The sequence below is a fragment of the Burkholderia sp. BCC1985 genome (assembly GCF_905339915.1).
GTDB lineage: Bacteria > Pseudomonadota > Gammaproteobacteria > Burkholderiales > Burkholderiaceae > Burkholderia.
This window is the reverse complement of sequence record NZ_CAJPGY010000056.1, coordinates 1-24,780: the sequence shown is the minus strand read 5'-3', so window position 1 is coordinate 24,780 and position 24,780 is coordinate 1. Positions and strand designations below refer to the sequence as shown.

Here is a 24,780-nt window from a genome sequence, read left to right as displayed (position 1 = left end):
TTCGCGCGATGTCGATGTTCGAACCGCACGGCGTACCGCGCGCGCGTCGCGTACCGACGCCGACACCGGATCGCCAGCCCGGTGAAACGCCTTAGTCCGTTCCGACGATTCTTCGCCGCACGCACCGGCCTACGCTCGATGTCGGGTTCGCCGCGATGTGCGACGCGCGCCGGCCGCCGCTCAGCCCCATGCATTGCACGGCGCGTCCGCCATGCCCGCCGGCGCCGGCGCGACCCGTTCCGGCTGTCGCAGCGCGTACCCGCCCGTGCGGGCGCAGCCGCGGCCCCCTCCGCTCCCTCACTCACATTCGATACCCGCCATGACCAAACCAGCCAATCTCGTCACCTCGATCACCGTCGCGATCGACGCCCCCGCTGCCGTCGTCTGGGAAGTGCTGACCGACTTCCCGCGCTACGGCGAATGGAACACGTTCTGCGTCGGCCTCGAGACGACCGGCCGGATCGGCGACTTCGTGCACATGCAGGTGCGCATTCCCGGCACGGAGACGGTGATTCCCGTCAACGAAATCCTCGTCGCATACGAGCCCGAGCGCCTGCTGTCGTGGGAGCAGCGCCCGACCGACGACAACAAGGACGCCGCGCGCCGCGACCAGTACGTCGAAGCCGACGGCGCCGAGCGCTGCCGCTACTTCACGACGGACCAGTTCCTCGGCCTCAACGCGGAAACGATCATGCGCGAGCACGGCGGCTGGGTGAAACAGGGGTTCGACCAGTGCGCGCGCGACGTGAAGCAGCGCGCGGAAGCGCTGCATGCGGCCCGCCGGCGCAAAAGCGCGTGACGGAGCGCAACCGATGCCCGATCTGCAGACCCTCTCCGATCATCACGACCTCCGCGAGCTGATCGTCGCGTACTCGAGCGCGATCGATGCGCGCGACTTCGACGCGCTCGATGCCGTATTCATGCGCGACGCGACGATCGACTATCGCGCGATGGGCGGCATCGCCGGCACGTATCCGGACGTCAAGGCGTGGCTGCGCACCGTGCTGCCGCAGTTCCCGCAGTACCAGCACATGGTCGGCAACCTGTCGATCACGCTCGACGGCGACACCGCGCGCGGCCGCACGATCTGTTTCAATCCGATGGAAGTCGCGCTGCCGGACGGCGGCACGCAGGTGATGTTTCTCGGGCTGTGGTACGTCGACCGGTTCGTGCGCACCGCGCAGGGCTGGCGCATCGCCGAGCGCGTCGAGGAACGCTGCTACGGCCACAACGTGCCGGCCGTCCTTGCGAACGCGACCGGCTGAACACCGACACGTCGCACGACGCGCGCGCCGTGGCATCGTTGCACGGCGCGCGTGTCGCAGGCCCTCGGGTCAGTCGAGACGGAACGCCGCTTCGAAGCGCGCGGCGAACGCGTCGAATTCGGTTTCCGGCAGATGGTTGATGCCGCCCGCGCGCTTGCGCCCGCCGCCGGTCGGGAAGCCGCGGCAGAATTCGTCCGCGCCGAGCGCCCGGCCGTCCGGCACGCGCACGCTGACCACGAACCCGCCCTGCGCGCGTGGCGACAGCACCGCGAGCGCCGCATGCGGCGCATTGCGCATCCGCTCGTTCGCGAGCATCCCCGTCGCGCGCCGCGCCCACGGATGATCCGGCATCCTGATCAGCGTCGCGCCCGACACGTCGCGCAGCGGCGCGAGTGCGCCCGCGAGCGCCATGTCGTCGCGATAGCCGTCGCGCAGCGCGGCGAACACCGGCGTGTCGCGCACGAAGTCGAGCGGATCGACGCACGGCAGCATCGCGTCGGCCAGCACGGCCGGATCGAAATGCAGGTCGCCGACGCATTCGCCGTAGGCGTTGTAGTTCAGGTAGAGGCCGAGTTCGGCCAGCGTGCCGCGTTCGGCTGCGTCGATCCCGTATTCGCGCGCGAGCGCGTCGCCGAGCGCCGGCAGTTCGTCGCCGAACGCCGCGACGATCGCCCAGCGCACATGCCGGCCGCCGAGACGGCGGTTCACAAGCGCGCTCGTGCAGACGTCGGCGGCCGTGTCGATATACGCGTCGAAACGCGGATCGCCGGGCAGCTCGCCCGCGAAGTGATGGTCGAAGTAGCGGACCGCGGCGCCGTCGCGCAGCAGCCGCGCGCATGCGTCGCGGTTCTGGTCGTGCGACACGTCGAGCACGGTCACGCGGTCGCCGGCCCGCGCGTCGATGCGCTCGAGCAGCCTGATGTCGCGCTTCACGCCGGTCACGAGCGTGCCGCGTTCGCCCTCCGCGAGCCGCAGCTGCTGCAGCGCGCACAGGCCGTCCGCATCGCCGTTGAACGCGAAGAAGTGGCGCCTCTGTTCCTGTTGTCGTTCCTGCATGATCCGTTGCTCCGTCCTCAGGGCATGAAATCGCCGCCGTTCGCGTCGAGCGTCGCGCCGGTCACCGCGTTCGCGTAATCCGACGCGAGGAACAGCGCCGCGCGCGCGCAGTCGTCGTCGGTCGGCAGCTTCGCGAGCGCGATGTTCGACGCGATCGGTGCGATGATCGCCTCCTCCGTCGTGCCGTACTCGGCGGCCGCCTGCCGGAAATACGTCTGCGTCGGCACGCCCCACATCCAGCCCATGTGGATGCTGTTCGCGCGGATCCCGTGCACGCCGAGCTCGCGCGCCAGGTATTTTGCCGCAACCGCGAGCGCGCCCTTCGATACAGCGTAGCCCGCTTCCCCTGCAAACGGCTTGCGGGTCGCCTGCGAGTTGATCATCACGATCGCACCGTGCTTCTGCCGCTTCATGTGCGGCACGATTTCCTGCGTGAGCGTCATCGTGCCGAACACGTTGGTGTCGAACACCGCGCGCCAGCCGTCGAGATCGGCTTCCTCGACCGGCTCCGGGAACGTGCCGTGCGCGAACGCGCTGTTCACGAGCGCGTCGATCCGGCCGAAGCGCTCAACCGCCTGCGTCGCGAGCTGCCGGCACTGCGCGCGCTCGGCGATGTCGGTGCGCACCTTCAGCACGTCGCATGCGACGCCGAGTGCGCCGATCCGTGCTTCCGCGTCGTCGAGCTTGTCCATCGTGCGTGCCGCGACGACCACGCCGCGCGCACCCTCGCGTGCCGCCTCGACGGCGAGCTTCACACCGAGCCCCGGCCCGATCCCTGAAATCACGACGATCTTGTCCTTCAGCAACATGGGTTGTCTCCTGGTTGTCGTTCGTCTCGCGGGCGCGCCGTCAGCCGGCCGCCCGCAGGTGCCGCGCGCGATACGCGGCGAAGTCATGCGCCAACTGCGCATCCGTGAAGCCGAAGCGCGCGATCGAGTAGTCGTGCGCGGCGCGCTTGTCGCGGCCGTTGCGTGCCATCCAGGCCGTCATCGCCGCGTGCTGCGGCGCATCGAGCGACATGCCCGCGAAGCGGTACACGGCTTCGGCCACGCCGAGCGGATCCGACACCGTGTCCTCGAAACGCACGTCGAGAAAGCGCTCGGCCGGCAGCGCGTCGCGCGCCGCCATCGCCGCGCCGATCGCGCGCGCCATCCCCGCGTTCCACTGCGCGCCGACCGTGCGCGGATCCGGGTCGTCCGCATACATCTGCCACAGCGTGTGCGCCATGCTCGCCATCGACGGAATCGTCTGCGCCGGGTCGCGATGCGTGAGCACGACATGTGCCCGCGGAAACACGCGGCACAGCACGTCGAGCGCATGCAGATGCTGCGGCGTCTTCAGCAGCCAGCGCGCGGCCGGCGCAACGCCGCGTTGCGCCTTCTGCCACTGCAGGAACTTCAGCATCCGCTTCAGGTACGTGTAGACCGGCGTCAGGTCCTGCTTCGCGAGCCACGCCGTATAGCCCGGCACGTTCGCGTACGAATCCATCGCGCACACGAACGAATGCTCCATCAGCATGAACTCCTCGTCGGCGAGCATCGCGTCGAGCGGATGGATCGCGAGGATCTGCGGAATGCAGTCGATCATCGTCGCGACCTCGGCCTGCGCGCGCGCGATGCGCACGGTCGGCGCATCGCGCGTCTCGCCGGCGAGCGGCGCCGGATAGCGCGTTTCCCACCACGCGGCCGAATAAAAGCGCGGATCGATCGCGAGCAGCCGCTGCAGCAGCGTCGTGCCGGTGCGCGGCAGCCCGACGATCACGAGCGGATCATCGATCTCGATGTCGGCGATCTCCGGATGACGGCCGAAGTAATCCTCGATAACGAGCCGGTTCACGAGCTGGCCGACGAGTTTCTCGCGCATCATCGCCACGCCGCGCGCCGACAGCTTCGCTTCGTCGCTCAGCGACGCGCACATCACGTCGAGCGCCTCGCGATACGGGCCGTCGCCGAACGCGGTGAGGCCGCCCGTGCGCGACACGGCCTCGGCGATCAGCGCGTCGGCGTCGAGCTGGGTGCGAATGGGATCGAGCGGCGCGTTCATGCGGCCTCCTTCAGCGCGGCGAGCTTGACGACGCGCGTGCGCGGATGCACCGGCTGCGCGGCGCCGACCCAGCGCCAGCAGATCGTGCCGGTGCGATGCCCGGCCGTGTCGAGCCAGTTCGCGCCGCCCGGCCGCGACGCGGCGACCACCACCGTCACGCCGCCATCCGCATTCAGCCGCGCGCTGTGCTTGTTCACGCAGATGTCGAAGTGCCGGTAGTCGAGCGACTCCATCCAGTAGTTGTTGAGCTGCACGTTCCAGAAATCGCAGTCGGGCACCGTGTCGATGTCGATCACGAGCGCCTCGTCGTCGGCGAGCGACCAGCACGAGTGGTAGTAGTAGATGTTCGGATCGCCGCCGACCGACTGGCACAGCGCCTGGTCCGCAGGCGGTAGCGCGTTCACGTGCGAGCCGTAGCTCGCGGCCCAGTCGGCGAACAGCTTCGCCGTCTGCTCGACGAACTGCGCGGCACGCGTGAGGCCGCCCTGCAGCACGAGCGGATCGAGCGGCGCCGGGCGATCGTGCGCGCCGATGCGTTCGATCTTCAGTTGCGCGGGCGTCTCCGCGCGCCGGTCGAGGAAAGTCTGGCGCACGAGCAGCGCGTTCGTGCCGGGCTCCATGCGCACCCAGTTGCCCGCGCGCGGCGTTTCGCTCAGCACGATCTCGAAGCTGCCGTCCGGCGCGAGCTCGAGCTGCTTCGCGTCGAGAAACCCGGTCTGCAGCATCTTGCCGTCCGTCTCGTAACCGCCCTTCTGCGTGCCGAAGCTCAGGTATGCGACCGTGCCGCGCCGCCCCGTCACGCGATATTCGCAGCGGCCGTCGAGGCGCGCGTACTGGTACAGGTTGTCCGGATTGTCGGCGCCGATCTTCGCGGTCTCGTGCGACGGCGAGAAGAAGCCGGGCCACGCGCCGTCCGCGAACTCGACGTGCATTTCGAGCGCGATGCGCATCAGCCGGCTCAGGTAGCGGAATCCTTCCGCGCGCGTGAGCGGATCGTCCGGCGCCTCGGCGCGCAGGATCTGCTCGCCGCTGCGTTTCAGGGTGTCGCAGAAATCGGCCCAGGTCTGGCCCGAAAGCAACTGCGTGGCGCGTGTGTCGTCCGTCATGTGTCGTCTCCGCCGATGGTCGAGCGCTCACCTTAAGCGAGCGCCTCGCGCGCCACTTCGTCCGGGTGGACTAAGGAAAGATCCGCTGCCCGCCGCGCCGCGTGTTAGTCCACCCGGACGAAGAACGGCACCGCCCTCGCTCGATACCGTTGGCGTCATGCACGAAACGCCGCACATGTCGCGCGGCGCCGGCATGCAACAAGGAGACGAACGATGTTGACCCACTTGGAGCGACTGGAGGCCGAAAGCATCCACATCATGCGCGAGGTGGTCGCGGAAAGCGAAAACCCGGTGATGCTCTATTCGATCGGCAAGGACAGCTCGGTCATGCTGCACCTCGCGATGAAGGCGTTCTACCCGGCGAAACCGCCCTTTCCGCTGCTGCACGTCGATACGACGTGGAAGTTCCGCGAGATGATCGCGTTTCGCGACGAGACGGCCGCGCGCCTCGGCCTCGACCTGCGCGTGCACGTGAACCCCGACGGCGTCGCGAACGACATCAATCCGTTCACGCACGGCTCGGCCGTGCACACCGACGTGTGGAAAACGCAGGGGCTCAAGCAGGCGCTCGACCACTACGGCTTCGACGCCGCGTTCGGCGGCGCGCGCCGCGACGAGGAGAAATCGCGCGCGAAGGAGCGCATCGTGTCGCTGCGCTCGGAGCAGCACCGCTGGGATCCGAAGCGCCAGCGTCCCGAACTCTGGTCGCTGTACAACGCGCGCAAGCGCCGCGGCGAAAGCCTGCGCGTATTCCCGATTTCCAACTGGACCGAACTCGACATCTGGCAATACATCCGGCTGCACGACATTCCGATCGTTCCGCTCTACTACGCAAAGGAGCGGCCGGTGGTCGAGCGCGACGGCGCGCTGATCATGGTCGACGACGAACGCCTGCCGCTGCGCGAAGGCGAAGTGCCGCAGATGCGCAAGGTGCGCTTTCGCACGCTCGGCTGCTATCCGCTGACGGGCGCGATCGACAGCGACGCGAGCTCGCTCGACGACATCCTGCAGGAGATGCGCGACACGCGCACGTCCGAGCGCCAGGGACGGCTGATCGACAGCGATTCGGCCGGTTCGATGGAAAAGAAGAAACAGGAGGGATATTTCTGATGGCACACGTACTCACCGCCCCCGAAGCACTTGCGCACACGACGCCCGACACCCACGCCGACGATGCGCAAACGAAGGACCTGCTGCGCTTCATCACGTGCGGCAGCGTCGACGACGGCAAGAGCACGCTGATCGGCCGCCTGCTCTACGAATCGAACATGCTGTTCGACGACCAGCTGACCCAGCTCGAAGCCGATTCGAAGAAGGTCGGCACGCAAGGCGGCGAACTCGATTTCGCGCTGCTCGTCGACGGCCTGTCGGCCGAGCGCGAACAGGGCATCACGATCGACGTCGCATATCGCTTCTTCGCGACCGCGCGACGCAAGTTCATCGTCGCCGACACACCAGGCCACGAGCAGTACACGCGCAACATGATCACCGGCGCGTCGACCGCCGATCTCGCGGTGATCCTGATCGACGCGCGCAAGGGCGTGCTCACGCAAACGCGCCGCCACAGCCATCTCGTCGCGCTGATCGGCATCAAGCGCGTCGTGCTCGCGATCAACAAGATGGACCTGGTCGACTACGACCGCGCCGTGTTCGAGCGTATCGACGCCGACTACCGCGCGTTCGCGGCCGAACTCGGCCTCGACGAAATCGTCAGCATTCCGATGTCCGCGCTGCGCGGCGACAACGTGATCGCATCGAGCGCTCGGATGCCGTGGTACGCGGGCCCGCCGCTGATGCGGCATCTCGACACGCTGCCGCTCGTCGAGCGCGTGACGCGCGACGAACCGTTCCGGCTGCCCGTGCAATGGGTCAACCGTCCGCACCTGAACTTCCGCGGTTATGCCGGCAGCATCGCGTCGGGCGAAGTGCGCGTCGGCGAACGCGTGCGCGTGCTGCCGTCCGGCAAGGAGAGCCGCGTTGCGTCGGTGATCACGCCGGCCGGCGAAGCCGATGTCGCGCGCGCCGGCGAAGCGGTGACGCTCACGCTCGCCGACGAGATCGACATCAGCCGCGGCGACATGATCGCGCGTGCCGACGCGCCGCCGGAAGTCGCCGACCAGTTCGAGGCGACGCTCGTGTGGATGCACGACGAACCGCTGCTGCCGGGCCGGCCGTATCTCGTGAAGCTCGGCACGCAGACGGTCGGCGCGACCTGCGCGACGCCGAAGTACAAGATCGACGTGAACACGCGCGAGCATCTCGCCGCGCGCACGCTCGCGCTGAACGAGATCGGCGTGTGCAACCTGAGCTTCGACCGGCCCGTCGCGTTCGATCCGTACGACCTGAATCGCCACACCGGCGGCTTCATCGTGATCGACCGCTTCACCAACGACACTGTCGGCGCCGGGATGCTGCACTTCGCGCTGCGCCGCGCGCACAACGTGCACTGGCAGGCCGTCGACGTCGACCGCGACGCGCGCGCGGTGCAGAAGGCGCAGACGCCGCGCATCGTATGGCTGACCGGGCTGTCGGGCGCGGGCAAGTCGACGATCGCGAACCTCGTCGAGCGGCGCCTGCATGCGCTCGGCAAGCACACGTACCTGCTCGACGGCGACAACGTGCGGCACGGCCTGAACCGCGATCTCGGCTTCACCGAGGCCGATCGCGTGGAAAACATCCGGCGCGTGGCCGAAGTCGCGCGGCTGATGCTCGATGCCGGGCTCATCACGCTCGTGTCGTTCATCTCGCCGTTCCGCGCGGAACGCGACATGGCGCGCGCGCTGGTTCGTCCCGACGAGTTCGTCGAAGTGTTCGTCGACACGCCGCTCGCGGTCGCCGAGGAACGCGATCCGAAGGGGCTGTACAAGAAGGCGCGCAAGGGCGAACTGAAGCACTTCACGGGCATCGACTCGCCGTACGAGCCGCCGGCGCAGCCCGAACTGCGCATCGATACGGTGGCCGAGTCGCCGGAGGCCGCGGCGGAACGGATCGTCGCGTACCTGCTGCGCAAACGCACCGCGTAAGCGGCGCCAGCGCGACGCACGCTGCGTCGCTCCGGCACGGCCCGCGTCGTCTACTCCGTTCGGATGACGCGGGCGGCTGGCCGGTCGGTATGCTGGCTCGGGAGCATTCACCCCGACCCAGGAGAACACGAGCATGCGGATCGCGCTGGCGCCCGGCGACACGGCCGCACACGACAGCTTCGACGACGCGGCATGGACGGCCCGCGAACTCAGCGCGTGGCTCGGGCTCGTCTATCAGGGCCCGTCCGAGACGACGCCTTGGGCAGGCTTTCTCGAAGCGATGCGCGTGCGGCTCGACGCGAGCTTCACGACGCTCGTGCTGCGCAGCCCGCGCGGCACGCGGCGCGGGCTCATCATCAACGCATCGACCCACGGCCCGCTGCTGCCCGGCGAACCGTCGTACAGCGAAGAGTTCTACGCGCTGTGCCCGTTTCTCGACCACCCGCCCGGCCAGGTGTTCACGGCCGACACGCTGTTCGGCGCGACACGCTGGTGCGCGCACGATTTCTACCGGCAATACCTGCAGCCGCTCGACCTGCGCTTCATCCTCGGTGCGAATCTGCGCGGCGAGCGCGGCGTCGAGTGCGCGTTCTTCGTGAGCCGCCCGCATCATGCGCGCGACTTCGACGCGGCCGAACGCGCGCAGGTCGCGACGCTGCTGCCGCACCTGCAGCGCGCGGTCGAGCTGCACGCAGCGCTCGACGTGCTCGACGCCGAACGCGCGCTGTACGCGGGCACGGTCGACCGGCTCGACGTCGGCACCGCGATCCTCGACGAGGACGGCCGCGTGATCAAGCACAACCGCATCGCCGAGCGGCTGTTCGAGCAGCAGGACGGCCTGTGCCTGCGCCAGGAGCGGCTCCATGCGTCGTGCCCGCTCGACGAGCGCCGGCTGCAGAAGGCGCTGCAGGCCGCGCTCGAGCATTTCCGCGCGGGCGCGCTCGGCCGCATCGAGGCCACCACGCTGTCGCGCCCCGGCGGCGCGATGCCGTTGAACGTGCTGCTGCGCCCGCTCGCGCCCTTTCACGGCGCGGAGGACCGCCAGCACCGGCCGGCCGTCGCGGTGTTCGTCCGCGATCCGGCGTCGTCGCCGCAGACCTCGCGCGACATGCTGCACCGGCTGTTCCGCCTCACGCCGATGGAAACCGAGATCGCGCTGCTGCTCGTCGACGGCTTGACGCTCGACGAAGCGGCCGCCGCGACCGGCATCACGAAGAACACCGCCCGTGCGCATCTGCGCGGAATCTTCGCGAAGACGGGCGCGACGCGGCAGGCCGTGCTCGTGAAGATGCTGCTGAACAGCGTCGTGTCGATGGCATAGCGGGCCGCGTACGAAGCCGGCAGGTTGCCGGGGCGAAGTGCGCCGCAGGGCAGGACCGAGCGGCACGCCTGCCCACTCACGTCATCCGTCATCAGATGTGGTTGCGCACGGAGACAACCTCCCGGCATTTCCCGATATTCGGATATATCCCGGGTAAACCCGTGACGTCATATCAGGATCTCAGGCGTACCATGTCATACGACAACATACTACTTAGATCCCCACCCGACGCGAACGCGGGCCGCTGCCCCGTTCGCCGCCCGCCCGGAGACTCCCTTGACCTCGCCCGCCCTGCCCGGCCGCGCTCCGCTCGCATCCGCCGTCTCGAAAGTGAAATGGCACGTGCTGCCGCTCGTGCCGATCATGTTCATCGCGAACGATATCGACCGCTGCCGACGGCCTTCGGCTATCTGAAGCAACATACGGGTTCGATCGCGGGCGGCCGGGATGCGCTCGCGATCGCGTTCCTAGTCGCCACGGTCGCCGCGCCGTTCGCGCGCACGCGCCGGCGCAGCGATCCGCCGCGCGGCCTGCCGGCCGACGAGTCCTTCACGTACACCGCAATGCTCCGCCATGCCGAACACTGACCGCCTGACCGTCGTCGTCCCGAATGCCGTCGACGGCGACCTCGCCACGTTCTCGCTCACGTCCGACGGCACGCTCGCGCCGCTCGCCCGCTACCCGGCCGGCGACGTCGCGATGCCGGTCGCCGTGCAGCCCGATCGCGCGCGGCTGTACGTCGCGACGCGCGGCGAGCAGCCGACGATCGTCGCGTTCCGCGTCGCGGCGGCCACCGGCGCGCTCGCCCGCATCGGCGCGACCGCGATCGACGCGAGCCTCGCCTACCTGTCGCTCGACCGCAGCGGCCGCTGGCTGCTCGGCGCGTCGTACGGCGGCCATTCGCTGAACCTCTACGACGCCGCGCGCGTGCGCGACGGCGACGGCGCAGCGCTGCAGGTCGCGCACGGCATCGCGAATGCACATGCGGTCGTCGTGTCGCCGGACAACCGCTTCGCGTACGTGAGCTCGCTCGGCTCGGACCGGATCTTCACGTTCGCGCTGATCGAGGATGCCGGCGGCCTGCGTGCGGTCGAGCACGGCGAAACGCGCGTGCCGGGCGGCTTCGGGCCGCGCCACCTGCGCGTCGCGCGCGACGGCCGGATGCTGGTCGCGGTCAGCGAATTCCAGGCGACGCTCGCGACTTTCGCACGCGACGCCGACAGCGGCCGCCTCGGCGACGCACGGGTCAGCGCGCGCCACCCGGCCGTCGCCGGCCTCGCGCAAGGCCACGCGCGCCCGCCCGCGCCGACCGGGCCCGCCGTGTGGGCTGCCGATCTCCACCTGACGCCCGACGAGCGCTTCGCGTATGTGAGCGAACGCACGTCGAGCCAGTTGCTCTGCTATCGCCACGATGCGGACGGCGCCTTCGACCCCGTACACGCGACGGCCACCGAAACGCAGCCGCGCGGCTTCGCGATCGATCCGTCGGGACGCTGGCTCGTTGCATGCGGCGAGCAGTCGGAATACGTGTCGGTGTACGCGATCGCGCCGGACGACGGCACGCTGGCGTTGCACGCCCGCGTGCCGGGCGGCCGCGGGGCGAACTGGGTGGCGATCGTCTGACAGGTCCATCGACCGATGGATCCAATGATCGATTCATCGACGCCGGGCGCACGACCGGCACCGGCCCGCGCCGCCCGACGCGCCGTCAGCGCCGCTCGCTCGGCGCGACGCCGGTCCAGCGCTTGAACGCACGCGTGAAATTCGCGCGGTCGGTATAGCCGACCCGCGCCGCGATCTCGTCGACCGGCAGGCGCGTGCCCTCGAGCAACCGGAGCGCATCGCGCAGCCGGATCTCGTCGAGCAGCGCCGAATAGGTCGCACCGAATTCCGCGAGCTTGCGTTTGAGCGTGCGCGCCGACACATGCAGTTCGCGTGCGATTTCGTCCACCGACGGATAACCGGTCTCGCCGCAGATCAGCAGGTTGCGCACGCGCTCGACGATGCTTTCCGCATAGCCGAGCCGCGCGAGTTCGGCCTCGCATTGCTGGACGATCATCTGCGCGGTCTGCGCGTTCGCGGTGCCGATCGGCTCGTCGAGCAGCGCGGCGTCGCAGCGGATGCGGTTCGCGCTCGCGTCGAAATGACAGCGCGGCAGCCGCGCGCGATAGCGCTCGAACCACGGCGGCTCGGGCCATTCGAAATGCAGCTCCGCACGCGACTGCAGCGTGCGCCCCGGCGCGGGATCGAGCAGCGAGTTGAACAGGATCGCCGTCTCGACCAGGAAGTTTTCCACCGCGAACTGGCGCAACCGGCCGAGCGGAAACGCCTCGAGCACGTCGATGTCGACGATCCCGTCGAGCTGGGCGAGCCGCACCGAAAAGAACGGCACGCGCGTCGGCAGGTAGCGGATGCCGAGCGCGATCGCCTCGCCGAGCGTTGCGCAACTCATCAGCCCGAAGCCGATCAGCCCGGATTTCGTGAGACTGCTGCGCAGGCCGATCTCGATCGCGATCGACGGATCGCCCGTCGCCTCGAGCAGGTTGAACACGATCGCCGCCTGCTGCAGCGGCGTGATGCGCGCGTCGGGCTGCGCGAGCCGCTCGCGCTCGACGCCCGAGCCGGCGAGAATCCGGCCGCCATCGATGCCGCGCTCCTCGGCGAGCATCAGCATGAACAGCGCATACGCGGACGATACCGTCGCCTTGTTCAGCTGGCGCGCGGCATCCGGGGCGGACAGGGCCATGCGGCGGACTCCGGAGCGGTTTCGGCGGATTGTAGCGCTGCTGGCCCGTAATGACACCGCAGCGGCATTCTAGCCGCCCGATGCGGCATCGCACGCCCGTGCACCGGCCACCGTGACCCGAAATGACACCATCATTGGCACCGGCGGCCCTCGCGTGCGCTCCGGGGCGCGCCTATGCTTGTCACATCGGCATTGCGCCCCACTCTTTCCGCACGGATTCCGGTCGATGAGCCAACCCGCACGAACCGTCTTTCGCCACGACGCCGACAAGGTCGCGTATGTCCGCCGCGAGGTCAACGCCGCGAGCGATGCGATCCGCGCGCGCTTTCCGCTGCTCGACAACCAGAACCTCGTCGGCGCGACCGTGATGGCCGTGTCGGTGGGCGCGATGCTCGCGATCGCGTGGCTGTATGCGCGCGGCGCAATCGCGTGGTACGTCGCGTTGCCGCTCGCCGCGTTCGTCACGTCGCTGATCCACGAACTCGAGCACGACCTGATCCACCTGATGTACTTCAAGAAGACGCCGTGGGCCTATCACCTGATGATGGCGCTGTGCTGGCTCACGCGGCCGGGCACGATCAACCCGTGGACGCGCCGGCGCATGCACCTGCATCACCACAAGGTATCGGGCGGCGAATCGGATCTCGAGGAATTCGGCATCACCAACGGCGAACGCTGGGGCGTGAAGCGGCTGCTGATGATCGCGGACGGCATGCTCGCCGTCGTGCTGCGGCCGGATGCGATGCGCCGCAAGGTCAAGCAGTACGTGGCCGCGCAGCCGGTGCAGGATGCGGCCGAGCGCGCGCAATTGCGCATCGAGCAGGTTTCGTCCTACATGCCGGTCGGTCACGCGTACTACGCGCTGTGGCACGCGTTCATCGTGTATCACGCCGGCCTGTTCGCGCTGCATGCGTTCGGCTACGCGGTGACCGTGCCGGCCGTCGTCGAGCGCGTGATGAGCGTCGTCGATTTCCTCGCGGTCGTGTGGCTCGGGCCGAACTTCGTACGCAGCTTCTGCATCAACTTCGTCAGCTCGAACATGCATTACTTCGGCGACATCGATTCGCGCAACGTGATCCAGCAGACCCAGGTGCTCAACCCGTGGTGGATGCTGCCGTTCCAGCTGTTCTGCTTCAACTTCGGCAGCACGCACGCGATCCATCACTTCGTGGTGCGCGATCCGTTCTACATCCGGCAGCTGACCGCGCGCACTGCGCATGCGGCGCTGCGTGAAGTCGGCGTGCGGTTCAACGATGTCGGCACGTTCAGGCGCGCCAATCGCTGGGGCGCGTATCGTCCGATTCGCGGTACGCGCGGCGCGCAGCGGGCCGACGCGTAATGGCGGGCAGGCGGCGCGGCTCGCCGCGCGGGTCCGGTCAGTCGGTCAGTCGGTCAGTCGGTCAGTCGGTTAGTCGGTTAGTCGGTCAGCTGGTCAGTCCGTCAGCGCCGATCGCCGGCATCGGTCCCTGCCCGCGGATCCATGCCCGGTTCGCGAGTTCGGCCATTTCCTTGTCGCCGCGGCTGTCGCCGTACGCGAACAGCTTCGCGGGCGGCTGATTTCCCCACCAGCCGCGCAAGCGCACGACCTTCTGCGGGCCCCAGCAGTTCTCGCCGTTCAGCCGCCCGGCGAACGCGCCGCGCTCGAACGCGAGGCGCGTCGCGAGCACCGTGCCGATGCCGACCGTCTTCGCCCACTTCTCCAGATACAGCGACGGCGACGCGCTGACCAGCACGACTTCATGCCCGCGCGCCTGATGCTCGCGCACCCGTTCCAGCATGTCCGGACGCACGAGGTTCGGCAGATAACCATCGACGAAGCGGCGCGCGAGCGCGTCGAGCGCGTCCTCGCGGATCGGCCCGAACGCAAACCATGCGAACTTCGCCTTCGCATCGCCGCGCGACAAGAGGCCCGCCTTCATCGCGACGATCCACGGCAGCGCGCGCAACCCGGCCCATGCGAAACGCGGCGTGCCGACCGCATAGCGGACGAAATGACGGAAACTGTCGGTGGTCGTGATGGTGCCGTCGAAATCGAATGCGGCGACGATGCGGTCGGTCATGGAGAGGCGGGAAAGCGGTGAGATGCCCGGGAAGATAGCAGAGTCGGGACGCCGTGCGTGCGGGCACCGGCGCGACTGGCGGCACGGCTCGATATGCGATCGCGTCAGTTCGCGCTCTTCCGATACAACGCGACATACCCCGCGAGCATCGGCAGCAACGACCTGCTGACCCGGTTCAGACACGTCTCCCCGGCCGCCTTCCACACCCGCACCGAATGCAGGCCGTGCGAGCGCCGCTGGCAGGTTTTGGGGCCAGTTCCGGCCGATCGTCGAAGGGAGTGGCGGGAGGCCGCCAGAGTTTGCTATACTCTCGTTCTTCCGGAGAGATGGATGAGTGGTTTAAGTCGCACGCCTGGAAAGCGTGTATAGGTTAATCGCCTATCGGGGGTTCGAATCCCCCTCTCTCCGCCAGAATCAATGAAAAGGCCCCGCAAGATCGATCGATTTTGCGGGGCTTTTTTGCGACATGCGACGTGGAATCAAGTCGCGTTGGCCGCCCTCTTCCCTGCTTCCGCGACCGATCATGGCAATGGGCCAGTCGCCGCGCGGTTGTTCCGTGCCCCTGTCACGCCGGCGCGCCCCCTGGAGGCGTTAGAGCGTCGACCCGACATCGACGTTTTCGTCACGGCGTACCAGACCGACAGCGTGTGGTTGCCGGTCGCCCGTCGCTTCGGAGACGTGCTGTCGGTATCCATCGGGTTCGACAGCATTCTCCTTATTCATCTAGCCGTCCGATAGATTCGCCGTATATGCGCGTAGGTATTGCACGAAACAAAATGGCGTCGCTCTATCAAACCAATGGACGTACGGTCCTGCAAATTTCACTGCCCCCTTCAATTTCGTCCCAATCGAAAGCAACAGCTCGCGCATAACCACGATGGGTTGCCAGAATTTCAATCGCTGCCCAACTTTACGTAACGATTTGTGAACTTCGTTGAATCAGAGTATTCACTTATCACGGGATCGCTGACAGTCGATGAAGCTTGCAGACGTGTACTAACCGAATCCGCAAAACATAGTGCACACGCCGGAAAACGCTGATCCGAGGTTTCGTACAGTCGTAGTTTTCTTATTGAAGCCAGACGCATCTCGATAGGGATCGAATCGTTTCAAAAAGATGCCAGCAGCAGCGTTGAGAAAATCTTAAAGGATCGTTGCCCCACAGTTACCGATTCGAACTGACTTCGGTATGATTTTTTGTGCAATCAAGCGCGGGGCACACCGCCTCCCATTTTCAATGGCGCACCCCATTTAAACAGAACATCTCAAATATATCGCCGTTTATTCCGAACGATAAAGTGGTTTGGATATTCGGTGATGGTCGGGCGCGTTTTCCATGAACCGGGGTGACCGAATGGGCCGGGAAGTCTTGCTGAAGGTGCTGCGCGGCGGCTACGCGCAGTTCGATCGCGTCATCAAACTTGACACGCCGCTCGGCGACGACTGGCTCGTGCCGCTGTACGTCAAGATCAACGCACGGCTCGGCCGCAATTTCGAGGTGACCGTCGACGCATCGTCCGTCATGGGCGACAAAATCAAGCTCAACGCCCTGATGCTGCAACCTGTCACGCTGTGGATCCGCCAGACGGGCGGCCGCTATCTGCCGATCCACGGCTACGTGCAACGCGCCCGTCGCGTCGGAAACGACGGGGCCGTCTCGTATTTCCAGCTCCAGTTCTCCTCCTGGTTGAGCTTTTTGAAACTCGGCAGCGATCGGCGCGACTGGCAGGAAGCCAGCGGCTGGCAGATTCTCACCGACGTATTCGACAAGCATCCGCAAGCTTCCGGCAACTATGGTCACGAACTGCGCACGGCCGTGCGCTCGTATTCGCACCGCGTGCAGTGGGAAACCGACTGGAATTTCGTGCATCGGAGCCTGGAGGAAGTCGGTGTGTTTCCGCGCTTCGATTTCGCGCAGGACGGCAAGTCGCACGAGGTCATCATGATGGACGACCTGTATTTCGGGCCTTCGCTGCCGAATGCGGAGATGAAGTTCAGCCATGCGGGTACCGACGAGGATTTCGACGGGCTCACCCAGTTGAGCGAACAGCAGGACGTCCAGAGCGCGACACTCACGCTCGGAACGGCCGACTACAAGCGGCCGGACCTCGACAAACAGGTCAGCACGCCGGCGGCGGATCTGGATGATTTGCCCGGTCAAGGCGAAGACTATCTGTATACGGGCTCGCAGACCTGGGCCAAATCCGATGTCGGACAAAAACAGGCCCGCATTCGAACCGAAGAATGGGCTTCGCGTGCGAAGCGCTATTTCGCGATCGGCAGTCCGCGCTACGCGCTGCCCGGCTACTGGTTCAGGGTATCCGGGCATCCTCTCTTCGATGCGCTGCCAGCGGACGAGCGCGAGTTGTCGATCATCGCGAGCGACTGGCTGATCCAGAACAACGTGCCGGGAATGGATGCGCTCACGCGATTCCCGCGCAGCCTGCGCAGCGAAATCGAACAGGCCCAGTCCACCGGGTCCGGTACGACCGTGAGCCACCGCGATGGCGGCGTCGGATTCTTTCACGTCGAGATCGAAGCGCAGCGCCGCAAGACACCCTTTCGCAGCCCGTTCGAGCATCAGAAGCCGGAGCTGCACTTGCAGACGGCGATCGTCGTAACCGACCGCAACGAGGAAATCGTCACGGACGACGGCAACCGTGTGCGGGTCCGGACATCGAACAGCCGGAACGATCGCAATACGAAGTCGACGTCGTGGATCCGGGCGGCGATGCCGGACGCAGGCGCAAGGCGTGGCGGTTATTTTCCGTTGCGCAAAGATGATCAGGTGCTCCTGGGCTTCGTGAACGGCGATTGCGACCGGCCGGTCATCATCTCGCGATTGCATGGTGGCGCAACGATGCCGGTATGGCATACCCATGGCCTGCTGTCCGGCTTCCGCTCCCGCGAATATGGTGGCGACGGTTTCAACCAGTTCGTCATGGATGACTCGAGCGGTCAGAACCGCGTCCACCTTTACTCGTCGAGCTACAGCTCTCATCTGCATTTGGGCTATCTGATCGAGCAGAGCGACAACACGCGCGGCACGTTCCTTGGCAACGGGTTCGACCTGAAATCCGGCGCGTACGGCGCGGTGCGCGCCGAGCAAGGCCTGTATGTGTCGACGCAGCCGGCCACCGCGCAGCCGCTGAACGTAACGGCCGCAACCGAGCCGCTCGCCGGCGCGGAGGCCGTGTTCGAAGCCGCGTCGAGGGCCAGCGAAACGAACCGCGCCGAAAGCCTGCACGACGGCCAGGCCGCGCTGAAGTCGTTCACCGACGCGACGCAGCGCACGATCGCTGGCGCGACCGGCGGTGGCCGCACAGCCGGCGGCGGCACCGGCAACGCGAATGGTTTTGCGAAGCCGGTGATGCTGCTATCGAGTCCTGAAGGGATCGCCGCGTCGACGCAGCAATCGGTGCATGTCACGGCAAACCAGCACGCGAACGTCGTGGCAGGCAGGAACATCAACCTGGCGGCCGGCAAAGCGTTGCTGGCCAGTGTGCTCGACAAGATCAGCCTGTTCGCGCAGAACCTCGGCATCAAGATTTTCGCCGCAAAGGGGCCGGTGGACATTCAGGCGCAGAGCGGCGCCGTTTCACTGGTCGGCCTGCAAGACGTAAAGATCGAAAGTGCGGACGGACGTCTGATTCTGACGGCCGCAGAGGAAGTGTGGATCGGCGCGGGTGGCTCGTATATCCGCATCAAGGGCGGGCTGATCGAGAACGTGACGACCGGGCAGATCCTCGAAAAATGCGGAAGCTGGGACAAACCGGGCGGTGCGAGCGGAACGGTTCGCGATCCGTTGCAGACAACGCCGGTGTCGACCGATGGCGGCCGCGGCTCACTCTTCTCCGGTTGACGCCAGGCCCGCCACCACCCGAGCAGCAAGAAAAACGAGAACCGAGAGATTCCGGGAATCATGAGCAATAGCCACCCTACCCCGAAGCCCACCGCACCGGCCCGACCGGCGTCTCCCCCGAGCACACGTGCAGCATCACCTTACACACCGCTGAACTGGGCTTTTCCGTTCACGCCGGTCGGCAAGGATGACCCGGCCAACCCGATGACCTACATGAAGGCGTTGGCAGCCGCCGAGGACGGGTTCTATCCGTTGGGCGCGAACGGCATGTGGCACGGCGGCATCCACTTCGACCAGAACACGGCTGCGCGATTGAGGCAAGGCGACGGGATCCGCGCGATCGCCGACGGTGACGTCGTCGCGTACCGGCTGGACAGCAAGTATCCGGAGCAGCGCTATCAGGACGGTCGACACGCGTTGTACTCGACGGGGTTCGTGTTGATCCGTCATCGATTGCAGTTGCCGCCTGTGCCCCCACCGCCGAAGGCGAACGCGGCGAAGGATTCCTCAACGCAGCCGACGACATCATCGACCACGCCCACGCCGCCAGCTCCGTCGGCGACTACGAACGCGACTGCGAGCAAGCCGGCACCGGACGAAACGCTGACGTTCTTCAGCCTGTACATGCATACGATGGACTGGAACACATACCGGTCTGCGGCTGAACAGGCGAAAGTCGCACCGGTCGGCCGGTCCGGGCCGAACATCGGACCGATGCCGTATTGGGAGGGCGATCGCTACTATGTCGTCGGCAACAAGGCAAACGACAAGCAGAACGCTCCGCGGCCGAAAGTGCCGGTATCGTCACTGCGCAAGACGATCAATCGCGACGTGCTCGGGGACTTCATCCAGAGCGATTTCAAGAAACTGCCGGAACCGGAAGAAAGCGACAAGGATGCGACGCCGCTCCCGCCCCCGATCACGGGTATCCGCATCCGCGATCTGCCGAACGGCAAGATCATCGGCATTCTGCCGCGGGGGTCGGAGTTGACCATATCGGACACTGACGAACGGGCACAAGTGAAACCAGGGTGGGCGAAAATCAAGTCCATCAAGTCGGGCACGCCGGCCGCGGCGGTCGTCGGCGCGCCGGCGTCGCCGCACGCGCCGTACGGATACGTCTTCCTCGGGGAACTCGATCCGATCGTCGACCCGAAGCCGCTAGACGTGGTCGTCGTGCTGAAGCAACCGTACAGGGTGAAGGCCGGCGACGTGATCGGCCGGCTCGGCCACTATCTGCGCTACCCGGATGCGAAGCTGCTGCCGCCGAAACCGAACAGGTCGCTGCTGCACCTCGAAGTATTCGCAGGCCCCGAGCTCGAATCGTTCATCCAGAAGAGCCGTGATCGCACAAAGCATCTGCCGGCGTCCAAAGCGTTCCTGGAAATCTCGCCCGGAGCGCAGCTGGTTACCCATTTGCCGGAGCCCGCTCACAAGCTGCAACCGGGCACCAAGCTCGTACCGGTCGCCGCCGACGCAAAGGGAAAGTGGGTGAAGGTACAACCGAAGACGGCCGCCCCTGGACACGGCAATCGTCGCACGAAGCCGGTTTTCTACGACACCGGTACGCCTGTATGGGTCGACGGAAGCCTCGCCAATACGACCCTCACCACGATCGTGCCCGCCTGGAAGGACTTCCCGCTGAGCTTTTCGAGTGCGAAAGGCCCGGGAGCGGATTTCCGCGCCGTGTTTCGCACCGTCGATCTGGACAAGAACATCACGCAGGACGACCAAGGGCGTCGCTGGTATTACGTGACGATCGGCACCAGGGACGGCGGCACGCGTGACGGATGGGTGTGCGAACAAGATCATCCGCTCGTGCGCATGTGCGGGCCGTGGGACTGGCCGGGCTTCGAGCTGATCGACAACAGCAGCATCAAGCCGCTCGACATGCTCAAGCGTTACATCTACGTCGCCGAGCAGTTCCTGGTCGACGAAGACAAGACCGAATTCGAGACGAGCGCAACGACGGTCAACAGCAGCCCGCTCATCGCGAAACTCGAAAAGGCGATCGACGCGAACCACGATGGGAAAGTGACCGCCCAGGAACTGAAGCACGCGCAGGAAACCCCGTGGACGGCGGAAGCCCTCTCCCACCTCGTCGTACGGGGCGAGAGCGAATGGGGCGGCGGCCTGGGCAAGTGGGAGGCGTTGTCTCCGCTCATGAAGAAGCTGTTATGGCTGTGGAAGACCGAAATCGAGCGGATCGGAAAATTGCAGTGGTGGGAGCAGGTCACCGGTGTGGAGGGGTTCCCGAAGGAGCCAAATCCGTGGCATTTTCATCCGATTGGTTTGGTTGGAAACTTTATGGCCAACGCTGGAGGGACTATCACTTTGGAAGAAGCACGAGTCAGAGCGTTCCTTCGGATGATCCGCGTTGGAGAAGGTACTCGTGGACTGGATAGTTATGAACGGCTATTTGGGGGGCAATCCTTTATCAAGGATTACGGGCGCACCTTTGACGATCACCCTCACATAATGATAACCAGATTGATCCGTGGGCGAAGCGTTACCTCCTCTGCCGCAGGAGCATATCAAGTTATGGGATATAACTGGGATGGTAACGACAGCAAGGCGTACCGAAAAATGGCGCGCATCACAGATTTCTCTCCTGTCTCTCAAGACAGGTACTGTGTCGCCCTGCTCAAGTTTAAACGACATGCGCTTGATGTCGTAAAGAACGGAGATCTAGACAGCGCAATATACAAATATCAATGCAATCTAGAATGGGCGAGTCTCCCCGGCGACAAATATGATCAAGGGGGAGTTACAATGCAATCTGTGCGAGCACACTTCCAGAAGTTCGTTGATGAAGAGCTCGCGGGGCAAACAGAATTAGCCGTTCCAATTGGCGGACTAGACGACTTGATCAAGTGAAGACAATGAAACACAAGATCTCTATAGTTATGACAGCCATCCTCCTGGGGATGGCGACCACCGCGCAGCCCGAGACTCTTTCCAGCAAATTTTCCAATTACAGCACCCCAATATACACGGGGAAACTAAAAATACCAGATTATTACAAGAAAACTGACGATGGCTGGCGCGATGACGAGGGAAAATTGGTCGACACCCCCAACATCAATTTTGCAGGGAAGTATTTCATAGGAAGGCATAGTTGCGGAACGGAGTGCATTTACTACTCTCTATCCGACCTGACCACTGGAAAAGACTACAACTACCTGGACATGTTTTCATCGGGGGGAGACACACCAACCCGGACGCGAGATGGGAGGCGCTATTTTACTGAATTGATAAGCATGGCGAGCAGTCGACTGCTCATTGCAAAATATCACATTTCCGCCTCCCCCGGACGCAGCGAAGAATGCAAACAGAAAGAATTTGAACTCAACAATTCAGGAAAAATCTCGCCAACATCAAAAAATACTGCACGCTGCAATAATTGAATTACCCGACCCTTGAGATTTCAGCATGATCGATTTAATCCGCGTCGGAGACGGGACGGACCACGGTGGCAAAGTCGAAACAGGTTCCACGAAAATGCGCTTTGACGGCCGCTACGTCGCGCGCAAAGGTGATCGCGTGTCGTGCCCACAGCATCCCGACGTCTCGCCCAATATCATCGAAGAAGGCGACTCATCGATGACGGACGACGGGATCCCGATCGCACGTCATGGACACCGCGCGACGTGTGGCTGTCACCTGATTTCGAGTCTCACCTGATCGTTTAGCCAGGTGTTGCTCCCGCCATGTGAAGCGATCATCTCCGAATTTCCGCGTCGCTCTTGTTCGCCGTCGCAGACGAGAACATGAAACCGGTTGAATCCGGAGCGAATCAAGCGGCTTCTCCGCAGGCGCGCCGCCCCCCGCCCCTCACGGATGCCGAATGTAATCCACCAACGCCCGCGTATACTCATCCGGCTGCCGATCGAACAGGCTGACTGCGATCGCCACCGCGAACCCCGCCGGCACGCCGAACACGCCTGAACTGATCGGCTCGATCCCGAACCACGTCTGCCCCGCAAACCCCGTCAGCTGCGTGAAATACGGATAAGTCGACACGATGTAGTACACACAGACCGCGAGCCCCGTCACCATCCCGGCGATCGCACCGCGCGTCGTCGTCCGCTTCCAGAACACCCCAAGCACGAGCACCGGAAAGAAACTCGACGCCGCGAGCGAAAACGCCGCCCCGACCAGAAACAGGATCTTCCCTGTATTGAGCGACGCGACATACGACGCGAACAGCGCGACACCGAGCAGCAAGACCTTCGAGATCGTCACGCGCCGCTGGCTCGATGCATCCGGCGCGACCATGCAGTAATAGACGTCGTGCGACAGCGCATTCGCGATCGTCAGCAGCAACCCGTCCGCGGTCGACAGCGCAGCAGCCAGCGCACCGGCCGCAATCAACCCCGACACGACATACGGCAGCCCCGCGATCTCCGGCGCGGCGAGCACGACCATGTCCGGCTGCATCTGGATCTCGGACCAGTGCACGATGCCGTCGCGAACCACCTCGACGACGCTGATCAGGTCCGGCTCGAAGTGATGCCACTGCGTGACCCACGCGGGCAATTCAGCGGTCGGTCGCCCGACGAGGTTGGTCAGAATCTCGTACTTGATCATCACCGCGAGCACCGGCACGCTCAGGTAGAACAGCGCGATGAAGAACAGCGTCCAGCCGACCGAACGCCGCGCGGATGCGACCGACGTCGTCGTGTTGTAGCGCGTGAGGATGTGCGGCAGGCTCGCGGTGCCGAGCGACAGGCACAGCAACAGCGCAAGGAAATTCCGCTCGCGCGGCTTGCGGTCGTCGTCGTTCGCCGCGGGAAACGGCTCGTGCATCGGCACGGGCGGCTCGGCGCGTGCCAGCAGGTCGTCGCGCGCCTGGGTCCAGGTCACGCGCGCCGCCGTCGGGTCGCGCGGAAAGTCCGCCAGCTCGCGCTCGCGCTGGTTGATCTCGCGCAGCGGCCCGTTGTGGCGCCGCAGGTCCGCGAGCTGGTCGACGAGTTGTCGGCGTGCATCCGCATACGATGCAGGCAAGCGATCGAGCTGCGCCTGCACGGCCGCCGCCTGCCGGCGATACGCATCGCGCACCTGCTGCTCCTCGGCCGCGTCGCGCAACTGCGCCTCGCGCGCCGCCACGCGTTCCATCAGCTTGCCGTAATTGAACTGCGGCACCGGCCCGAGCCCGTTCTTCATCGCGATCAGCGACACGGGGATCAGGATCGCGCTGATCAGGATGATGTACTGCGCGACCTGCGTCCACGTGACCGCGCGCATGCCGCCGAGAAACGAACACACGAGAATGCCCGCGAGCCCGCAGAAGATCCCGATCGCGAAATCGACGCCGATGAAGCGCGTCGCAATCAGCCCGATCCCCTGGATCTGCGCGACCAGATAGACGAACGAGCACAGGATCGCCGCGCCGGCCGCGAGCGCGCGCACGGCGGTGCTCGAAAAACGCGTGCCGAGGAAATCTGGAATCGTGTAGCGCGCGAGCTTGCGCACGTACGGCGCAAGCAGGAACGCAACGAGGCAGAACCCGCCGGTCCACCCCATCACGTACGCGAGCGCATCGTAGCCGGTTGCGTAGAGCGAGCCGGCAAGGCCGATGAACGACGCCGCCGACAGCCAGTCGGCCGCCGTCGCCATCCCGTTGAACGCGGATGGCACGCGCCGCCCGGCCACGTAGTATTCGACGAGGTCGGACGTGCGCGACAGCAGCCCGATCACCGCATACACGGCGATCGGCACGAACAGGAACACATAGCCGATCCACACGCCGGAGCCGGCCGCGCGCTCGATCCGCCACAGCAGCAGCACGAACCCGAGAAAGCCGAGTGTGTAAAGCGCGTACGCGCGAATCAGTCGATGCGTCAGCATGGATCAGCGCGCATGGTGCACATTGCCCGCGTGCGCGGCATGTTCGTCGTACGCGCGCCGCAGCATGCGGTCCGCGCGTTGCATCAAGCCGATGTAGACGACGATCAGCACGAGATACACGAGAATCGCGCCCTGCGCGCCGACATAGAACGGCAGGCTGAAACCGGCGAAGCGAATGCCCGCGAGCGCGGGCGCGAAGAACGGCACGACGAACGACACCGTGAAGCCGATCGCCATCAGCACCAGGATCAATGCGACGTTGAAGCGCCAATAGCGCGCATGGGCACGCGCAAGCGGCTCGGGAACGGGCGGCGGCGCAGCCGGCGCCGGACGGTGCGGAACGGTCATGCCGTTATTTAGCAAAAAGCCCCTGCGCGGGCAATCGGGATTGCCGCGCAGGGGCCCGTGCGCGCAACGTGCGCAACAGGCGCGATCAGCGCACTTCGGC

The 24,780-nt window shown here is 65.6% G+C and carries 18 protein-coding genes, 1 tRNA gene and 2 pseudogenes; 13 read left to right on the top strand and 8 right to left on the bottom strand.

The genetic code is table 11. The annotated features are described in order from the left end of the window. The first annotated feature begins 319 nt into the window (after positions 1 to 319). On the top strand, positions 320 to 799 hold the full coding sequence (locus U4Z31_RS33205) for an SRPBCC domain-containing protein (protein ID WP_124572084.1): 480 nt from the start codon (positions 320 to 322) through the stop codon (positions 797 to 799). A gap of 13 nt (positions 800 to 812) precedes the next feature. Further along, entirely contained in the window at positions 813 to 1,265 is a 453-nt protein-coding gene (locus U4Z31_RS33200; RefSeq protein ID WP_321812599.1) for a nuclear transport factor 2 family protein, read from the top strand. 69 nt (positions 1,266 to 1,334) lie between these two features. Here the strand turns inward: U4Z31_RS33200 and U4Z31_RS33195 are convergent, their stop codons facing one another. Genes U4Z31_RS33195 through U4Z31_RS33180 form a run of 4 tightly spaced genes read right to left on the bottom strand, consistent with a single transcriptional unit; the run spans position 1,335 to position 5,470 of the window. Further along, positions 1,335 to 2,321, bottom strand: coding sequence for an acetyltransferase (locus U4Z31_RS33195; protein WP_321812598.1), 987 nt, complete (start codon positions 2,319 to 2,321; stop codon positions 1,335 to 1,337). A gap of 17 nt (positions 2,322 to 2,338) precedes the next feature. Beyond that, complete coding sequence (locus U4Z31_RS33190) at positions 2,339 to 3,130, bottom strand: SDR family oxidoreductase (protein ID WP_321812597.1); 792 nt, start codon at positions 3,128 to 3,130, stop codon at positions 2,339 to 2,341. 40 nt (positions 3,131 to 3,170) lie between these two features. After that, a complete protein-coding gene (locus U4Z31_RS33185) occupies positions 3,171 to 4,364 on the bottom strand; it encodes a sulfotransferase (protein WP_321812596.1) in 1,194 nt (397 codons plus the stop codon). Next, complete coding sequence (locus tag U4Z31_RS33180) at positions 4,361 to 5,470, bottom strand: DUF1214 domain-containing protein (protein WP_321812595.1); 1,110 nt, start codon at positions 5,468 to 5,470, stop codon at positions 4,361 to 4,363. The genes U4Z31_RS33185 and U4Z31_RS33180 overlap by 4 nt, the downstream gene beginning before the upstream one ends. A gap of 189 nt (positions 5,471 to 5,659) precedes the next feature. On the opposite strand from U4Z31_RS33180, the pseudogene cysD reads away from it, so the two are divergent. The 5 genes and pseudogenes from cysD to U4Z31_RS33155 all read left to right on the top strand — a co-directional run. Next, positions 5,660 to 6,580 (top strand): annotated as a pseudogene (cysD, locus tag U4Z31_RS33175) (sulfate adenylyltransferase subunit CysD); the annotation flags it as partial. Beyond that, a complete protein-coding gene (gene cysN, locus U4Z31_RS33170; RefSeq protein WP_321812594.1) occupies positions 6,580 to 8,493 on the top strand; it encodes a sulfate adenylyltransferase subunit CysN in 1,914 nt (637 codons plus the stop codon). The pseudogene cysD and the gene cysN, both read left to right, overlap by 1 nt. Before the next feature lie 133 nt (positions 8,494 to 8,626). Beyond that, positions 8,627 to 9,814: a helix-turn-helix transcriptional regulator gene (locus tag U4Z31_RS33165; protein WP_044847637.1), complete on the top strand. Its 1,188-nt coding sequence runs from the start codon at positions 8,627 to 8,629 to the stop codon at positions 9,812 to 9,814. Positions 9,815 to 10,206: 392 nt separating this feature from the next. After that, positions 10,207 to 10,401: pseudogene (locus U4Z31_RS33160) on the top strand (MFS transporter); the annotation flags it as partial. Beyond that, on the top strand, positions 10,388 to 11,437 hold the full coding sequence (locus U4Z31_RS33155) for a lactonase family protein (protein ID WP_321812593.1): 1,050 nt from the start codon (positions 10,388 to 10,390) through the stop codon (positions 11,435 to 11,437). The pseudogene U4Z31_RS33160 and the gene U4Z31_RS33155, both read left to right, overlap by 14 nt. A gap of 85 nt (positions 11,438 to 11,522) precedes the next feature. On the opposite strand, the gene U4Z31_RS33150 is transcribed toward U4Z31_RS33155, so the two are convergent. Next, positions 11,523 to 12,560, bottom strand: coding sequence for an AraC family transcriptional regulator (locus tag U4Z31_RS33150; protein WP_321803876.1), 1,038 nt, complete (start codon positions 12,558 to 12,560; stop codon positions 11,523 to 11,525). A 226-nt stretch (positions 12,561 to 12,786) separates the two neighbouring features. On the opposite strand from U4Z31_RS33150, the gene U4Z31_RS33145 reads away from it, so the two are divergent. Beyond that, complete coding sequence (locus U4Z31_RS33145; RefSeq protein ID WP_124894097.1) at positions 12,787 to 13,899, top strand: fatty acid desaturase; 1,113 nt, start codon at positions 12,787 to 12,789, stop codon at positions 13,897 to 13,899. 85 nt (positions 13,900 to 13,984) lie between these two features. Here the strand turns inward: U4Z31_RS33145 and U4Z31_RS33140 are convergent, their stop codons facing one another. After that, a complete protein-coding gene (locus tag U4Z31_RS33140) occupies positions 13,985 to 14,620 on the bottom strand; it encodes an HAD family hydrolase (RefSeq protein WP_044847632.1) in 636 nt (211 codons plus the stop codon). A 320-nt stretch (positions 14,621 to 14,940) separates the two neighbouring features. Here U4Z31_RS33140 and U4Z31_RS33135 point away from each other — a divergent pair. From U4Z31_RS33135 to U4Z31_RS33115, 5 genes are all read left to right on the top strand, one after another. Next, positions 14,941 to 15,031 (top strand) — tRNA-Ser (locus U4Z31_RS33135). Between the two features lie 943 nt (positions 15,032 to 15,974). Further along, positions 15,975 to 18,482 carry a type VI secretion system Vgr family protein gene (locus tag U4Z31_RS33130; RefSeq protein ID WP_321812592.1) on the top strand — a complete coding sequence of 836 codons (2,508 nt, stop codon included), beginning with the start codon at positions 15,975 to 15,977 and terminating at the stop codon, positions 18,480 to 18,482. Between the two features lie 60 nt (positions 18,483 to 18,542). Continuing rightward, on the top strand, positions 18,543 to 21,359 hold the full coding sequence (locus tag U4Z31_RS33125; RefSeq protein WP_321812591.1) for a glycoside hydrolase family 104 protein: 2,817 nt from the start codon (positions 18,543 to 18,545) through the stop codon (positions 21,357 to 21,359). A gap of 5 nt (positions 21,360 to 21,364) precedes the next feature. Beyond that, entirely contained in the window at positions 21,365 to 21,889 is a 525-nt protein-coding gene (locus U4Z31_RS33120; protein WP_321812590.1) for a hypothetical protein, read from the top strand. A gap of 25 nt (positions 21,890 to 21,914) precedes the next feature. Further along, positions 21,915 to 22,166 carry a PAAR domain-containing protein gene (locus U4Z31_RS33115; RefSeq protein ID WP_321812589.1) on the top strand — a complete coding sequence of 84 codons (252 nt, stop codon included), beginning with the start codon at positions 21,915 to 21,917 and terminating at the stop codon, positions 22,164 to 22,166. 150 nt (positions 22,167 to 22,316) lie between these two features. Here U4Z31_RS33115 and U4Z31_RS33110 read toward each other — a convergent pair whose 3' ends face one another. Then, positions 22,317 to 24,332 (bottom strand): sodium:solute symporter family protein, encoded by a 2,016-nt coding sequence (locus U4Z31_RS33110; RefSeq protein WP_044847629.1) that lies wholly within the window; start codon positions 24,330 to 24,332, stop codon positions 22,317 to 22,319. 3 nt (positions 24,333 to 24,335) lie between these two features. After that, a complete protein-coding gene (locus U4Z31_RS33105; RefSeq protein ID WP_044847628.1) occupies positions 24,336 to 24,680 on the bottom strand; it encodes a DUF4212 domain-containing protein in 345 nt (114 codons plus the stop codon). Positions 24,681 to 24,780 lie beyond the last annotated feature (100 nt).

Coding starts and splice junctions, on each gene's coding strand:
- U4Z31_RS33205 (WP_124572084.1), top strand. CDS start 320: ATGACCAAACCAGCCAATCTCGTCACCTCGATCACCGTCGCGATCGAC.
- U4Z31_RS33200 (WP_321812599.1), top strand. CDS start 813: ATGCCCGATCTGCAGACCCTCTCCGATCATCACGACCTCCGCGAGCTG.
- U4Z31_RS33195 (WP_321812598.1), bottom strand. CDS start 2,321: ATGCAGGAACGACAACAGGAACAGAGGCGCCACTTCTTCGCGTTCAAC.
- U4Z31_RS33190 (WP_321812597.1), bottom strand. CDS start 3,130: ATGTTGCTGAAGGACAAGATCGTCGTGATTTCAGGGATCGGGCCGGGG.
- U4Z31_RS33185 (WP_321812596.1), bottom strand. CDS start 4,364: ATGAACGCGCCGCTCGATCCCATTCGCACCCAGCTCGACGCCGACGCG.
- U4Z31_RS33180 (WP_321812595.1), bottom strand. CDS start 5,470: ATGACGGACGACACACGCGCCACGCAGTTGCTTTCGGGCCAGACCTGG.
- cysN (WP_321812594.1), top strand. CDS start 6,580: ATGGCACACGTACTCACCGCCCCCGAAGCACTTGCGCACACGACGCCC.
- U4Z31_RS33165 (WP_044847637.1), top strand. CDS start 8,627: ATGCGGATCGCGCTGGCGCCCGGCGACACGGCCGCACACGACAGCTTC.
- U4Z31_RS33155 (WP_321812593.1), top strand. CDS start 10,388: ATGCCGAACACTGACCGCCTGACCGTCGTCGTCCCGAATGCCGTCGAC.
- U4Z31_RS33150 (WP_321803876.1), bottom strand. CDS start 12,560: ATGGCCCTGTCCGCCCCGGATGCCGCGCGCCAGCTGAACAAGGCGACG.
- U4Z31_RS33145 (WP_124894097.1), top strand. CDS start 12,787: ATGAGCCAACCCGCACGAACCGTCTTTCGCCACGACGCCGACAAGGTC.
- U4Z31_RS33140 (WP_044847632.1), bottom strand. CDS start 14,620: ATGACCGACCGCATCGTCGCCGCATTCGATTTCGACGGCACCATCACG.
- U4Z31_RS33130 (WP_321812592.1), top strand. CDS start 15,975: ATGGGCCGGGAAGTCTTGCTGAAGGTGCTGCGCGGCGGCTACGCGCAG.
- U4Z31_RS33125 (WP_321812591.1), top strand. CDS start 18,543: ATGAGCAATAGCCACCCTACCCCGAAGCCCACCGCACCGGCCCGACCG.
- U4Z31_RS33120 (WP_321812590.1), top strand. CDS start 21,365: ATGAAACACAAGATCTCTATAGTTATGACAGCCATCCTCCTGGGGATG.
- U4Z31_RS33115 (WP_321812589.1), top strand. CDS start 21,915: ATGATCGATTTAATCCGCGTCGGAGACGGGACGGACCACGGTGGCAAA.
- U4Z31_RS33110 (WP_044847629.1), bottom strand. CDS start 24,332: ATGCTGACGCATCGACTGATTCGCGCGTACGCGCTTTACACACTCGGC.
- U4Z31_RS33105 (WP_044847628.1), bottom strand. CDS start 24,680: ATGACCGTTCCGCACCGTCCGGCGCCGGCTGCGCCGCCGCCCGTTCCC.